This window comes from Marinobacterium litorale DSM 23545 (assembly GCF_000428985.1).
In the GTDB taxonomy this organism is placed as follows: Bacteria; Pseudomonadota; Gammaproteobacteria; order Pseudomonadales; family Balneatricaceae; genus Marinobacterium_D; species Marinobacterium_D litorale.
This window is the reverse complement of record NZ_AUAZ01000010.1, coordinates 94820-109811: the sequence shown is the minus strand read 5'-3', so window position 1 is coordinate 109811 and position 14992 is coordinate 94820. Positions and strand designations below refer to the sequence as shown.

Genomic DNA, 14992 nt, shown 5'->3' with positions numbered 1-14992 from the left:
AACTGTAACGGTCACTCACCGTTTGCGGCTGGGGGCGTTTTTTGTTTTCAGAGGGATAAAAATGCGTTGGCTGACCTACCCCGCAAGTCTGCTACTAACCGCAATGGGCCTGAAAGGTGTCATCGGATTTCACCTTTTTATTACCTGCATGGGCCTGATAACAGCGTTAATCGCTGCTGAAATACCGTCTACTCCCTGGCTCGTCGTATCAGGTTATCTGGGCTCGGCAACGCTCTATCTGATCCTCAGCGAAGTCTCTGATCTTGCCTCCGAATTTTCGAAAGCGTCCGGGCAAGCTCAAAGGTGCCTAACAAGCTACCCGGTTTGTGGCCCAGCCCTCATCGGAGTCCGATCAAAGATCGTACAGATGGGACGTGCTCGGCAGGAACTGCAACAAAAGCTGGAAGAGATTGCCCACTCGTCTCACGAACTTGAACAAAGCGCCACACAGGTAACAACCTCGGCCGAGAAACAAAGTGACGCGGCCAGCACTGCATCGGCCGCGGTGGAAGAACTGGACACAGGCTTACGTGAAGTCGCGGGACTGGCAAACTCGTCCCTACAGAGCAGCCTGCTCGCAACCCGCGAGATCGAGACCAGCCTTGAACAGCTGAACAATCTCGCCGAAAACGTGCGCACTATGTCTCTTCAGGCGGACCAAACTGACTCGTTAATGGTTGCGTTAAACGATGCATCCCAAACCATACTCAGCATGTCGACAGTGATTACATCGATCGCCGACCAAACCGCGCTGCTTTCACTAAACGCCGCCATCGAAGCCGCACGGGCCGGGGACAGCGGGCGAGGTTTCTCCGTTGTTGCCGACGAAGTCCGCCGGCTTGCCATTCACTGCAATGAATCAGCCCAACAGATCAGCCTGAATATTGATCTTGTACAGTCCCAAATTGAGCAAGTCGGTAAGCATATGGCCGAACTAAAGCAGATTGCCGGCTCGAGCGTTGCCGGCGCGGACTCCGTGACCGCCCTGCTGGAACAAGCCCGATCCGGTATTCACACCCTGACGACAGAGGTTACCCAAGTGGCCACCAGCACCGAACAACAGAGCCACGCGGTGAGAGATATTGCTGTTCTCGCCGAGCAAGTATCGATCGGCAACCGAGCAAACCTGTCCGCTTCTGCGCAGGCTCATGGTTTAGCCCACCACCTCGCCTACCTTACGGAATAAATGGTATGCCGACGCCAACCGACCCAACACTGTATGTGGCCATCTCATTGGCTGTACTAAGTGCGGGCATCATGTTTTTGCTGCACTGTCGCCTAAAGGCCTCTCAAAAGCGCCGTATCGGTTCGATACTGAACCAGTTGGCTCTATCACGCCAGCTGTTGACTGACTTGCAGCAACATCGTGGCTTGAGCAACGGTCTGTTGTCTGGCGACACGCAGCTAAAGAGTCAGGTTGAAGGTCTCGCCCATCGTGTCGATGTATCAATGAGCACAGCAACTAGAGTTCAGACCCCGTTCAACGCGCGTTGGCAGGAACTTCATGAGCAGTGGCGGGTTACAAAACAGGTTGTCGGAAAAACCGCCACGCAAAACCTGACCGATCATAACCGACTGATTAGGGATGTTATTTATCTCATCGAAGATACGGCAACCCAGATAGACCTGTCTCAGGGAAACCGAAACCTGGCCCATCTCAGCACCATCTGGCAGGAAGTTATTCAGGCCGCCGAGTGGAGCGGGCAGGCACGAGCGCTTGGCACAGGTATCGCGGCGAGCGGCTCGAGTACATCCCAACAACGGGTGCGAATGCGATTTCTTCATCAAAAAGTTCAGGAGCTGACAGCACGTGCGTTCAGTCACCTCGAAAACAATACCGGAGATAGCGCTGCGTTAGCCCAGACCCGGCCCGCCATTAACCACTTTTTGGAGTGTATCGAGAAAGAGCTTATTGCCCCGCAAGGACCCTCTATCGACACTCGGGCCTACTTTGACCGCGCCTCCAAAGCCGTCGATGGATTGCTGGCACTTATGGATGCTGCAATTGTCGATCTTCGGAAGCACCACTGTCTTTAAACCAGTGTACAAATACTGCCCAGCCGCAATGGATCTTTCCGAATATTTAGGCGATAGTAAGAAGATAAAGAACTTATAATTAAGAGTGACATCCCATGCCTGCTACTGAGATGAAACGACTGCTGATTGTCGATGGCTCCGTGGTTATAGAGGTTGCCGATTCTGACGGTAACTGGTCTGAAACCGATATTGATTCTGCAACCATGGAATATCGGATAATCGGCGGCGGCTCGATCATTGTTGAAAAGCTACTGGTCGATGAAGAGTGGACCGAAACCACATACAAAGACCGTGATGGTGATGGCTACTTTTTCGCTCAATCCGATGACGACGACTCTGATGACGACTCTGATGACGACTCTGATGACGACTCCGATGACGACTCCGATGACGACTCCGATGACGACTCCGGTGACGACTCCGGTGACGACTCTGACGACGATTCCGATAGCAGCTCTGATGACCACCCCGTTTATGGAGACGACGCTCCCGGCAACTCCGATCACGCCAAAATAGTGGTTCGCGGACACTGGTTTGAACTGGAGGATGATCCGAGCGAATACACTTTTATAACCACAGACCCTGACGGTAACTTTGTCGATGGCGCTTATGTCGATGGCGATGACCACTATTTGGTTGTCGATGGCCTCGTCTATGAAGAGGAAGATCGTGGGTACTTCCAGAAAAGCGCGAATAAATTGTTCAAGGATGGCCAAACCTTCGATATCGAGTTCATGACCGATCTGCCCGGCAACGGAAGTGCGCAATCGATCTACGCGAGGTTAAGTAATGGTTCTCTTCGGGAGGTCGAAACCGAAGAGGAAGCGCTCAGCGAAGACCAGTCGCTCGTCCGCCTCTATAAAACGGTATTTGATCGTGACCCTGATCACGGTGGCTATCGCTACTGGTCTGATCGATTGGATATTGACCTCGATTTTAGTGAAGTTGTTCGCTCATTCGTGGCCAGTCAGGAATTCGCTAAAGATTACGCGGGCAAAGACAAGGAAGCGTTTCTTGAACAGGTCTACGAGAATGTTTTAGAACGTAAGCCAGACCAGGCCGGACTGAACTGGTGGCTACAACAACTTGTCGAAGGTCATACTGACGAAGCGGGTGTTATTGCTGGTTTCAGTTTTTCAAACGAGTTCATCGGCAATACCCAGCAAGCAGTTGACGATTTTATAGCGCTAGCCGGACAGCACTCTTTTACGGTAGATATGATCGTTTGACCCTCAAGCCCGTGACGGTCCACCCTGGTGGCCGTCACGGTGAGCCTGAGCCGACTCTCCCATCGCCACCTCCACACGATCGCGGCCGTATCGTTTTGCGCGATACAGTGCTTGATCAGCAGCACTTAACAGCCCCATTGCATCACTCTCGATTCCCGGCCACGAAGCTACGCCTACCGAAAGTGTAATATAGCCCAGTTCAGCGCCCTTGCTGGTTACTGAATCGGCAGCAACGGCATAACGAAGCTGCTCCGCCTTTTCCAGTGCATTTGTGCCGTCGGCACCTGGCATAATCACGACGAATTCTTCTCCCCCGTAACGACAGATCAAATCTGTTTGGCGGAACACCTGAGTCAAAACTCTGGCTACATGCCGCAAGGCCTCATCACCAGCGGAGTGGCCATGGGTATCGTTAAATACCTTAAATTTATCCAGATCACAGATCAGGACGCTTATAGGCAGTGACTCACGATGTGACAACGCCACTTCTCGCTCGAACACCTCGTCAAAGAAACGCCGGTTTTTTAAGCCAGTCAACGCGTCTTCATAGGAGAGCCGCTCCAACTCAACCGTCCGAGCACGAACCTGCTTCTCAAGAGAAACGTTCAATTGCCTTAGCTCCTTTTGCGTCCGTACAAAAAAGCGCAGTGAAATCCAAATGACGGCCAACAGGAAGACCAGGGAGCCCCAGGCCACAGGTACGTTATCCCAAGGCAAAAAGCCGTGCGCCACAGCCATATCAACCAACAGCAGCAGGCTTAAAACACCCAACGCAGAAAGTATGAGCTTCTGGTCAGCCGAGTACTCTCTCAGGAATCGAAGTGCGGGGACAAAGAGCGCAACCAGGGCACCCGCAAACAGCAAATCAAAGATAGGGTAGAGTGTGGAAACCGGCACCCACCCCGATGCCGACATCAGGGCGGAGCCCAGTAAAAACATCAGGAAAAACCGCCAAATACTGCGGTATAGACGGCCTACAGAGCGGGAAAACCACTGCTCCAGCAACAGCGCCATAGCAACGGGAATCGCAAAATACCCCATCGCTCCAATAAAGTCCCATGCCAATGGTGCCTGCCAGATCAGCTGGCTTGCAGGGCTCTTAGCCAAAACGACGGCACCTGAAGCAAACGCATAGAGGGCCGTTGCCACAAAAATCTGCCGCTGTGTCTGCTGCATACTGGCGAACAGCAGCGCCACCGTAGCCAGCAACAGGCTAAAGCCGCCAATGACGAGCCCCTCTACCGAGTTCGCGATGACATATTCAAACAGCGTCATCCGCTCCATGATCTTGACCTCGCCCCAAAGGCCAATATCCAGATAGTTGGAAAATACCCGAAAATAGAGAAACTCCCCCTCACTGCCGTCAGGCAGAGGGATCATATGCCAGGGCCAGCCCGCAAACTCGCCCTTACCTCGCTCGTCGAACTCACCGTAGCTATAGATCATGCGCCCGTCGAGATAGACCTGGACGATTAAATCGATACTGAATACATACAGAACCGGATCGCGCCAATCACCTTCCGGCACCGGGACCCGGTACCAGACATTTTCGCGGCCGCTCCGGCCTGGTGGGTTAGACGGGAAACCTATAGATCGCCACTGATCTTCCGCATTGCTTTCTCGAGTCCACCTGGGGGTTCCATCTGTGTCGAAGGGTGAGTCACCCCAGCGGTACTCCCAGCCTTGTTCAAGGTCGACCACCACGGGTACAACTTCGTCAGCCCAAACAGGAGTGACAAAACCAACCCAGGACGCCAGGGCCAACCCCAACAGCATGCGTACAAACCTGACCACGTCGCGCCGCCTTTCTCAGGAAATAGAAAATCTCTGATAACACGCAATCACAATACAGTTTAAATATAACCCATTGGACGTATCAGGGCGCCTAGAAACAGCAGCGTAATGGCGAAAGTACACAACGAGTAGGCTGATTGGTTGACATTGCTCAGCGGGAGGGTGCGCAAACGTAACAAGCAAGCCTGGCATGGAGAGAGGTTGGGCGGTATCCAGATACGAAGAAGCCCCGTCCGGGTTACGAACAGGGCTTCTGAATTCGATGGCGGTGAGGGAGGGATTCGAAACCACCCTGTACAATCAATAACTTATTCCCAGATTGTTCCCATACACCCGTTCAAAACAAAAAAAGCCGACCACAATGTCAGCAACTTATTGATTTAAAACGAAATTTTATGGCGGTGAGGGAGGGATTCGAACCCTCGATGCCTTTCGACATACACACTTTCCAGGCGTGCTCCTTCGGCCACTCGGACACCTCACCGCATTTCCCTGAGAGCGCTTATTGAGGGCGCCGACTCAAGTGGCTGCGCATTCTATCAGACTGATTTGAAAGCACAAGCCCGGATTTAAACTTTCTGGCTGCCTGCGCCCTGGTGCCTTGATCCTCTACAAATCAGACGGAAACATCACGCCCTGCCCCTGCTGAATAACAGTCGAAATCGTCGCTTAAGTGCGCATCACACCTGAGCTGTTGCCTACTAACTGGTATAGTAGCGCCCAGATTTTTTTCGATGACCGGGAGTGAGTGGATGTTACTGGCGATCTTAGCCGTTATTGGTGGACTGGCGCTGTTGGTTTGGAGTGCTGATCGCTTCGTGGATGGTGCAGCAGCAACCGCGAAACATCTGGGCATGCCAACACTTTTGATTGGCATGGTCATCATCGGTTTCGGCACATCCGCACCGGAGATGGTGGTATCCGCTCTGGCGTCTGTACAAGGAAATCCAGGCCTTGCGCTGGGTAATGGTTACGGCTCAAATATAACCAACATCGCGTTAATTCTCGGTGTCACTGCGCTCCTGAGCCCGATTGCCGTTCATTCGCAGATTCTGCGCAAAGAGCTGCCGGTGCTGGCCGCGGTTACCCTTTTGGCCGGCTATCAGCTGATCGATGGCGAAATCTCCAGGCTGGACGCGATCGTTCTGCTGGTGGTCTTTGCATTCAGCATGGGCTGGTCGATCTGGATGGGGATGCGACAGCGTGGCGACGCGCTGGGTAGCGATTTTGAGCATGAGCTCGATGAAGAGCTGATGGCCCTCAAACCTGCTTTGATCTGGCTTTTTGTGGGGCTTGTCCTACTCGTGATCAGCTCCCGGGTGTTGGTCTGGGGCGCCGTGGATATTGCTCAGGCACTGGGCGTCTCAGATCTGATCATTGGCCTGACAGTGGTCGCCATTGGGACATCGCTGCCCGAGCTTGCGTCCTCCATCGTGGCCGTTCGTAAAAACGAGCATGACCTGGCACTGGGGAATGTGATCGGGTCGAATATGTTCAACACCCTGGCGGTTGTCGGCATCGCAGGCTCCATCCATCCGATGATGGTAGAGCCTGAAGTGCTGTATCGAGACTGGGTTGTCATGGCGGGCCTGACCCTCTCGCTCTTTGTGCTCGGTTACGGTATTCGCAAGGCCGGCCATATAAACCGCCTCGAAGGTGGTTTACTCACGATCGTCTACGCTGTTTATACAGGCTATCTGGTTTACACCGTCATCAGCACGGCAACCAGCTGAGGAGGATCCTGACATGATGCGGGCGTTCTCGATAAAACAGGATCACCTTATCGAGTGTGAGCTGGAGCACCACAGTGCGGCGACAACGCTGCGAGAAGTCAGCTGGATCGACCTGCAAGAGCCTAACGAAGAAGAGCGCTGGCTGGTGGAGTCGCTCTACCCGGAAAGTCTGCCTGATGCGCATGAAGTGGAGGAGATCGAATCCAGTGCCCGCTACTTTATGGAAGGGCAGGATATCCATGTCCACTCGCTGTTTCTGTATCAGGCGGAGGGGCGTCATCACACATCCACCGTTGCGTTTACCTTAAAACCTGATCGACTGCTGAGTATACGTGATGTGGAGCTGGCAGATTTCCGTTTGATGCGACTGCGCGCCCGCCGTGGCTGGATTGAAGCCAGCACGCCGCTGCAGGTACTCACATCCCTGTTCGACCAGAAAGTGGACAACCTGGCGGACCAACTGGAAGACCTTCATCGGGAGCTGGAATCGGTCAGTACGCTGGTACTCGAGAACCGAGTCAGTGGCGAAATGGAAGAATCACTGGACCGACTGGCCAAGCTGGAGGACAGCAACGGCAAGATGAGGCTGGTGCTGATGGATACTCAGCGTTCCATCTCCTTTCTTTTGCGCCATATCCGCCAGTTCCCCGATCAACAGGAAAACTGTCGGGAGTTGTTGCGCGACCTGGATACGCTGATGTCCCACGCCACATTCATGTTCGAGAAGATCAACTTCCTGATGGATGCGGCTCTGGGCTTTATCAATATTCAACAAAACCAGATCATCAAGACCTTTTCCATCGCCGCCGTTGTCTTTCTGCCACCGACCCTGGTTGCCAGCATCTACGGCATGAACTTCGAGCAGATGCCGGAGCTGGAGTGGATGCTTGGCTACCCCTGGGCACTGGGACTGATGGTCGCATCCGGCATCGCTCCGTACTGGTACTTCAAACGCAAGGGTTGGCTCTGAGCGAGGCACCCCCTACTCATCGTCTTCAATACCCTTCAACATGCGCCGGATATAAAGCCAAAGCACCAACGCTATTAACGGGACGCCGCCGCTGAGGATAAACAGCGCGACATCCAGCATCTTTTCCACCGGAATCGTATTGCGCAGCGTCCTCTCTATAAGGTCAAACGCGTAGTAGGTCACCACGATAACGGTGAAACCCTCGAGTTTCGCCTGCAGACGCAACTGAGAGCGCGCTCGACCGCTCAATGTTGCCAACAGATCCCTCACCTGCTGCTCGGTCGATAGATCAACCTGAGAGCGAATCATTTCGCTGGTTCGCGCAATCCGGTTCGATAGCTTTTCGATCCGCACACCGGCGGAGCGGCAGGTGCGATGGGCAGGGTCTGCACGGCGTTCCATAAACTGTTCGATGGTCTGCAGCCCTTCGATTCGGGTTTCGCGCAGCTCTTCGATGCGCTTATCCAACACAGCAAAGTAAGCTTCTGTCGCGGCAAACCGGTTGGCGGTACCCGCAGCCAAAGCCTCCACATCCCCAGCCAGGTCGGTTAACTCATCCAGCAGGTCGGCGGCGGGCTCTGACGACATCCGTGCGCTGATCTGAGCCAGGTTCTGATCGAACCGGGTGATACGCGGCATGGCACGTGTGGCATCGGGCAGCGCCAGCAGCGCAACATGTCGATACACCTCGATCTCACACAGACGTTGTAGCAATCGCCCCCGCTGGTAAGAAGAGAGAGCAAGATCAAGGACCTGCAGCCGGGTCAGCCCGCTCTCTTCCCGGTGGTAAAAGTCGGTCCAGACACGGGCGGCTCCCCCCATCACTTCGGAGCCGACGATCTGGTGCTTAAACTGACTTCGTACCCAAGTGTCCACATCCTCCACCTGGTCGGAGCAGACAACCTCGCAACCACAGAGGAAAGCGCCATCCAGCTTTTCAATCCTGGACATAAAATCGTCAGGCAGCTGCTCACTACCAAAACGATAAGCCGTGAGCGTATAGAACTCATTATGCACTTCAAAGCGCAGCCCAACATGCTCATTCTGACAGAAGAAAAAGGAACTTAACGGGGCATCAGCCAGCCCCATATCCTGGGCCATATCAATAACACCATGCTGCACCTGTGACAGCCGGGTCTGGGGATCAAGGATCACTGCCACGTGGATTAACGCCAGCGGCGAATAAAGCTTCTGAAACGGGCGGGCGTGGACTTCGCTGATAACCTGTTGTCTGAGCGGGTGAACGCGCATGGGAGCATCTGACCGGAAAGCTACGACTTTAGTCTATGATGCATGAATCTTTTCGCCCTGTCTGCCCTCTTTGGACGCATATTGGGGTCGATTGTCAAAGACCTGATATCCAGTTGTTCTCGATCAAAACGGACGCTGGACCCGGCGCGCCTCACACAGTAGGATTTCTCCATTAAGGTACCCATAACGCACTCGTTTCAGCCACTTACGGCGTGCCATTACAAAATACCCTGGCGTATCTGAAACCGGAGCTTCTTTGTCGGATGACCAAGCCATCGGCTCAACCCCAGTTACTGGCCACAGCTGAGAGGAGCGAAACAAGCCCCTCACTCCCGCAACAGACTCTGGACGCACTCAATGGTGACCTCTTGTACCAAGAGATGTTCCACCGCAATACCGCACCCAAGCTCCTGATCGACGCGGATTCAGGGCTGATCGTTGATGCAAACGCTGCCGCTCTGGGGTTTTACGGCTACACCCTTGATCAGATCCGGTGCCACCGAGTTCAGGACCTGAATCAACTGTCCAGATCGGATGTTGAGGCCGAGATGCGGCGTGCTCGAAGTGAAGAGCGTCGTTACTTCGAATTCCAACACAAACTGGCCAATGGCGAAGTTCGGGATGTTCAGGTTTACTCCGGCCCCATCGTGATCGGTGGCAAGCAATACCTGCATTCGATCATTCACGATGTCACGCTCGCAAATCAGTACAGAGACCACCTCAAAGAGTACAAACATCTCTTTAAAGCCCTGCCCATTGGCGTATACCGAAATGCACCCGGAGCCGATGGAAGCTTCGTGGAAGTGAACCAGGCAATGGTGCAGATGTTCAGAGCTGACTCAGCCCAGACTCTTATTCAACAACCCGTCGTCAAACTCTACCGTAACCCGGAAGAGCGCCAACAGCTCAGCGATGATCTAATCGCGGCAGGAGAAATACATGGCCGCGAAATCGAGCTGGTCCGGCTGGACGGCACACCACTGTGGGGGTCGGTTACCGCACGCAAACGCGTCGATCCGACAGGGAACGTACTCTTTGAAGGCATCATTGAGGATATTACCGAGCGAAAGCTGGCAGAGGCCAGTTTGCGCCAATCAGCCAGCGTATTTGAGCACGCCAAAGAAGGTATTTTGGTCACCCAGGCAGATGGCTCGATCCTGGACGTCAATGACGCTTTCTGTGATATCACCGGATACCAACGAAAAGAGATCATCGGACAAAACACCAGCATTCTTCATTCCGGGCGACATGATGACGCGTTTTACGCCACTATGAGGAAAACGCTGGAAACGGACGGGCAATGGCATGACGAAATCTGGAACCGTCGCAAAGATGGCAGTGTTTACGCGGCCATGCAGACTACCAGTGCGGTGCGTAATAACCAGGGCAAAATAATCCGCTATGTTTCCCTGTTCTCCGATGTAACCGCTTTGAAAGAACAGCAGGCTCAACTCGAACATATCGCCCATTACGACCCGTTAACCAAGCTACCCAATCGCTCGCTTTTATCCGACCGACTGCACCAGGCGATGACACAGTGTCAGCGCCGGAATACACAGGTTGCTGTGGCTTATCTAGACCTGGACGGTTTCAAGGAGGTTAACGATCAGTTCGGGCACGCCTTGGGGGATCAATTACTTTCGATTCTGTCCCAGCGCCTCAATCGCTGCCTCCGCGAAGGCGATACGCTGGCTCGAATTGGAGGCGACGAGTTCATCGGTGTCTTCCTGGATCTCGAACACCCTGAAGAGGCCACGCCAGTAATGGAGCGTCTGCTGGATGTGGTCTCTGTACCTGTCGACATCGGCAATGTCACAGTAAAAGTCAGCGCCAGCATTGGCGTCACTTTTTTTCCACAGTTCACTGACGTCGATGGCGATCAGTTGATCCGGCAAGCGGATCAAGCGATGTACCTCGCAAAACAATCGGGAAGAAACCGTTTTGCGCTGTTCGACTCCGAGCGTGACCGTGCCGTCCGAGGACATCACGAGGAGATCGAGCACATACGCCTCGCCCTCGCCCGGGAGGAATTTCGGCTCCATTACCAGCCCAAGGTTAACCTCCGTACGGGGCAGGTTATCGGCGTCGAAGCACTGATTCGCTGGGAACATCCGGAGCGTGGTCTGCTCCTGCCCGGCACATTCCTACCGGCCATTGCCGACGACCCCGTATCAGTGGAGCTGGGCCGCTGGGTCCTTGAAACCGCCGCCACACAAGCGGAGCGTTGGATTTATGAAGGGCTGCACCTGCCAGTCAGCGTTAATGTTGATAACCGTCAGCTCTGTGCGCCCGATTTTATGGAGACGCTGCAACAATGTCTTGAGCGCCACCCGGCACTGAGTCCTGGGGACCTGGAGCTGGAAATTCTGGAGACCGGCGCGCTCGAAGATGTGGAAGAGATCAGCCGGATCATCACCCGCTGCGCGGATCTGGGCGTGGAGTTTGCTCTGGACGATTTCGGTACCGGTTACTCCACACTGACCCACTTAAAGCGCCTGCCGGCAAAAATACTCAAAATCGACCAGACATTCGTGCGCGACATGCTGGACGATCCCGAGGACCTGACTATTCTTGAAGGCGTTCAGGGGTTGGCCGACGCCTTTCATCGACAAACCATTGCTGAAGGCATGGAAACGACGGCTCAAGGCGCCGTATTGCTTTCTTTAGGCTGCCACCTTGCCCAAGGATATGGCATCGCCCGCCCCATGCCCGGCGATGAAATACCGGGATGGATCGCGCGCTGGCGCCCCGACCCCAGCTGGAACGGACGCACACGCATCAATGACGATGACCTCCCCATCCTTTTCGCGATTGTGGAGCAACGCGCGTGGGTGCGTTCGCTGGAAGCCTATCTGTCCGAGGGCCTCGGAAATCCCCCTGACTCCCACGCCTGTCGCTTTGATCAATGGCTGGAGGAAACCGGGGAACAGCGATATGGTTCTCATCCGATCATGAGCGATCTGATCAGCTGTCATGATCATTATCACCAGATCACGGACCAGATACTCTCTTTACTAAACCGGGAGCACCTTGCCCCCGCACGCGGCATGGTTTCCCCCCTAAGGCAGAGCCTGGACCAGCTAATCAGCGTGATGGAGCGTCTGATCGAGCCCCGGGCAATCGATCACTCCCTTTGAAAAAAGTCCCAGGCTTCATCGGGCGGCAGCGGACGCGCCTTAAGATAACCCTGGCCCATTGAGCATCCCACCCGGGCCATAAAGCGTGCTTGCGCTTCTGTCTCGATGCCCTCAGCCACCGTCTCCAGTTTAAGGTTAGACGCGATATCGATGATGGCCTGGACAATCGCCTCATCATGGGCACGGCCCGGAACCCCGTCGGTGAACACCTTGTCAATCTTAAGCTCATCCAACGGGAAGTCTTTCAGATACGCCAGCGAAGCATAACCGGTACCGAAGTCATCCAGTGCAATCCGGACCCCCAGGGCTCTCAGTGACTGCAACCGACGCGCACCCATCTTCGGGTCTTGCATCAATGTACTCTCGGTGAGCTCCAACACCAGTGCCTGTGGCGCCAACCCGGTTTCCGCCAACACCCGCGCCACCTGCGTCGTCAGTTCGTCGGTAAACTGGAACGCTGACACATTGACAGCGATAGTCAATTCCTCACCGCTGCGCTCCCGCCATATCCGCGCCTGGCAACAAGCCGTCTCTAAAACCCAGCGACCGATCGGAACGATCAGGCCGGTCTCCTCGGCCAACGGGATAAACTGATCCGGCGCTACACGCCCAAAATCCGCACTCTCCCAACGAATCAGCGCTTCGAAACCTGTCAGCCGTCCAGTCTTCAAAGACCATTGAGGTTGGTAAAAGACGCGGAACTCATCATCCTTAAGTGCACGGCGCAGCGCGTTTTCCATGCCCAAGCGCTCCTTGGCCCGGGCATTCATATCGGCGGTATAAAACCGATAGGTGTTCCGGCCGCACTCCTTGGCATGGTAGAGCGCCGCATCCGCATTACGGCTAAGATGTGGGTAATCCTCCCCATCCTGGGGATAGACCGCGATACCAATACTGGCCGTGACCGTCATCTCACGGCCCTGTATGTGCATGGGTTGACTGATCAGCGTGTTAAAACGGCGCGCGAGCTGGGACAGGTACCGAGCGTCTCCCCCTTTCGGTAGCAAGATAACAAACTCATCCCCCCCCAGATGGCTGACCATATGCGTCATATCAGCGACCGCATTGAGCCGTCCCGCCACAACCTGCAGCAGCTCATCCCCCACCTCATGGCCCAATGAGTCGTTAACGGTTTTAAACCTGTCCAGGTCGATAAACATCATTGCCAGTGGAGACCCGTTAGAGGCTGCATCACTCAACGCCTGTTCGGCGCGGTTGCGAAGCAAACGACGATTCGGCAACTCGGTCAGCGGATCAAACTCGGCGAGCTGGCGTAACTGCTCTTCGCTACGCCGACGCTCGGTGATATCGATCATCGTCACCACGTAGTTTACGGGCTCACCCTGCTCATCATGAACACAGGTGATCGACAGCCAGACCGGAACTTCATATCCATCCCGGTGAAAACTCCACAACTCGCCCTCCCAATGCCCCTGGGTATCGAGCGCCTTCTGAATTTGTAACAGGTTGTCCCCCGCTCCAAACAACAGCTCCGGATCACGTCCTTTCAGGTCAACCAGGCTGTACCCGGTCATCCGGCAAAGCGCCGGGTTCGACGTAACAATCCGCCTTTTGGCGTCGATCACCAGCATCCCTTCGCTTGCCGTGTCAAAAACCCGCGCCGCGATACTCAACTGGGCCGCGTTATCCCGTAACGCAGACTGCTGCTGATCGATGTCGCTCTGATAAAGATGAAACAGACGACTGAGCCAACGCGATAATCCCAGAGCAAGCGCAAGGCCCAATACAAGAAGAACAATAAACGCCGGGATTACGTTACGAAGATGCTTCCAGAAGTCCTCTTTCGCCTGTTCGCGCTTTTGCGCTATTAGCGAGGCCAAATTTGACCGGTACACACCGGCAACCATAATCCAGCCTAACTCCGGCAGCTCTCGAACCAACGAAAGCTTGGGCTCCATACTGTCCGATCCGGGACGGTACCAGCTGTACTCGACAAACCGCCCCTCTTCCGAGGCCGCTGCCAGTATTAACTCGCCGACTCTCCGGTATTCAGACCGCTGCTCATGCACAAACTTGCCTTGTAACTGACTAAAACCGGGGCTTACCAGCAACTGCCCTTGATCATCAATCACACTGAAATAGCCGCTATCACCAAAACGCCGTTCGCGCAGCCTTTCCAGGGCCTCCGCCTTAATATCCTGCTCGAATTTATAGACGTAGTCTCCGGTACCAATCACCCAGTTCTGAGGCTCAAATCGACGCACATAGGCGATCTTGTCACGCATTTCATCACTACCCGGCGCATACCAGCGATAGCGGGAATAGCCGACACCTTCAGCGTTATCCACCGCATTGAGCAGCCCGCGCATGATGTAGTGGCCGGTATCATCCCGATTATCCATCAATGACGTACCTTCAAGATCCGGAGCCGTCGGAAGAAGCACACACCGGCCTTCAAGGTCATCGATAAAGTAATAGCCTCTGCCATTAAAGAAGCGGACATCGCGCAACGCTTCACGGATCAGCACGGCAGCTTGCTCAGCGTTATCACTTCGGGCTTGGATAGATTGAGCCACGGCCCAGGCCTGATCGACCTGCGCCTTGGACTCCTCCATCAATCTGCGTTCCGCCTGCCGGTACGAAAACAAGATATCGGAAATAGCGGAGTCCATTTCCTGGCTTAGCAAGGCCTTGCTTTCTGCTGTGATACGGCTGGAGATATCGTTCAGATACTGGTCTTTCTCATACCAGTCTTTTACCAGGTATACGGTGAGGAGAAGAAGCGCCATCAGCGTTACAGCCAGGGTCAAGCCCCAGGTTTGATAGCGAATAAACTTGCGTGCGCTCAGGTGTAACGGCATGAAATATCACGTGAACCGG

9 protein-coding genes and 1 tRNA gene are annotated in these 14992 nt (G+C 54.5%); 6 read left to right on the top strand and 4 right to left on the bottom strand.

The genetic code is table 11. The features are described 5' to 3' along the window. Positions 1-61: 61 nt before the first annotated feature. The 3 genes from G403_RS0110315 to G403_RS24485 all read left to right on the top strand — a co-directional run bounded on the left by G403_RS0110315 (position 62) and on the right by G403_RS24485 (position 3266). The gene (locus G403_RS0110315) at positions 62-1186 is read left to right on the top strand and encodes a methyl-accepting chemotaxis protein (protein WP_027853924.1); all 1125 of its coding nucleotides are present in this window, start codon (positions 62-64) and stop codon (positions 1184-1186) included. Positions 1187-1191: 5 nt separating this feature from the next. Continuing rightward, on the top strand, positions 1192-2037 hold the full coding sequence (locus G403_RS0110310; RefSeq protein WP_027853923.1) for a nitrate- and nitrite sensing domain-containing protein: 846 nt from the start codon (positions 1192-1194) through the stop codon (positions 2035-2037). A 95-nt stretch (positions 2038-2132) separates the two neighbouring features. Further along, positions 2133-3266: a DUF4214 domain-containing protein gene (locus G403_RS24485; protein WP_027853922.1), complete on the top strand. Its 1134-nt coding sequence runs from the start codon at positions 2133-2135 to the stop codon at positions 3264-3266. A gap of 3 nt (positions 3267-3269) precedes the next feature. Here the strand turns inward: G403_RS24485 and G403_RS22925 are convergent, their stop codons facing one another. After that, positions 3270-5060, bottom strand: a complete 1791-nt coding sequence (locus tag G403_RS22925; protein WP_211232674.1) for a GGDEF domain-containing protein — start codon at positions 5058-5060, stop codon at positions 3270-3272. 396 nt (positions 5061-5456) lie between these two features. Further along, a tRNA-Ser gene (locus G403_RS0110295) sits at positions 5457-5544 on the bottom strand. A 268-nt stretch (positions 5545-5812) separates the two neighbouring features. Between G403_RS0110295 and G403_RS0110290 the strand changes: the two genes are divergently transcribed. Together G403_RS0110290 and corA are read left to right on the top strand one after the other, a co-directional pair. After that, positions 5813-6793 carry a calcium/sodium antiporter gene (locus tag G403_RS0110290; protein WP_027853921.1) on the top strand — a complete coding sequence of 327 codons (981 nt, stop codon included), beginning with the start codon at positions 5813-5815 and terminating at the stop codon, positions 6791-6793. A 13-nt stretch (positions 6794-6806) separates the two neighbouring features. Then, positions 6807-7763 (top strand): magnesium/cobalt transporter CorA, encoded by a 957-nt coding sequence (gene corA, locus G403_RS0110285; protein WP_027853920.1) that lies wholly within the window; start codon positions 6807-6809, stop codon positions 7761-7763. 12 nt (positions 7764-7775) lie between these two features. Here corA and G403_RS0110280 read toward each other — a convergent pair whose 3' ends face one another. Continuing rightward, a complete protein-coding gene (locus G403_RS0110280; protein WP_027853919.1) occupies positions 7776-9014 on the bottom strand; it encodes a DUF3422 domain-containing protein in 1239 nt (412 codons plus the stop codon). A 263-nt stretch (positions 9015-9277) separates the two neighbouring features. On the opposite strand from G403_RS0110280, the gene G403_RS22920 reads away from it, so the two are divergent. Further along, positions 9278-12151, top strand: a complete 2874-nt coding sequence (locus tag G403_RS22920; protein ID WP_051298855.1) for an EAL domain-containing protein — start codon at positions 9278-9280, stop codon at positions 12149-12151. Here the strand turns inward: G403_RS22920 and G403_RS22915 are convergent. After that, positions 12139-14973, bottom strand: a complete 2835-nt coding sequence (locus G403_RS22915; protein ID WP_051298853.1) for a bifunctional diguanylate cyclase/phosphodiesterase — start codon at positions 14971-14973, stop codon at positions 12139-12141. The genes G403_RS22920 and G403_RS22915 overlap by 13 nt on opposite strands. Between the last annotated feature and the right edge of the window lie 19 nt (positions 14974-14992).

What these genes read in the sequence shown, in the direction of transcription:
- G403_RS0110315 (WP_027853924.1), top strand. Translation starts at nt 62, where the DNA reads ATGCGTTGGCTGACCTACCCCGCAAGTCTGCTACTAACCGCAATGGGC.
- G403_RS0110290 (WP_027853921.1), top strand. Translation starts at nt 5,813, where the DNA reads ATGTTACTGGCGATCTTAGCCGTTATTGGTGGACTGGCGCTGTTGGTT.
- G403_RS0110280 (WP_027853919.1), bottom strand. Translation starts at nt 9,014, where the DNA reads ATGCGCGTTCACCCGCTCAGACAACAGGTTATCAGCGAAGTCCACGCC.
- corA (WP_027853920.1), top strand. Translation starts at nt 6,807, where the DNA reads ATGATGCGGGCGTTCTCGATAAAACAGGATCACCTTATCGAGTGTGAG.
- G403_RS24485 (WP_027853922.1), top strand. Translation starts at nt 2,133, where the DNA reads ATGCCTGCTACTGAGATGAAACGACTGCTGATTGTCGATGGCTCCGTG.
- G403_RS22920 (WP_051298855.1), top strand. Translation starts at nt 9,278, where the DNA reads ATGACCAAGCCATCGGCTCAACCCCAGTTACTGGCCACAGCTGAGAGG.
- G403_RS0110310 (WP_027853923.1), top strand. Translation starts at nt 1,192, where the DNA reads ATGCCGACGCCAACCGACCCAACACTGTATGTGGCCATCTCATTGGCT.
- G403_RS22915 (WP_051298853.1), bottom strand. Translation starts at nt 14,973, where the DNA reads ATGCCGTTACACCTGAGCGCACGCAAGTTTATTCGCTATCAAACCTGG.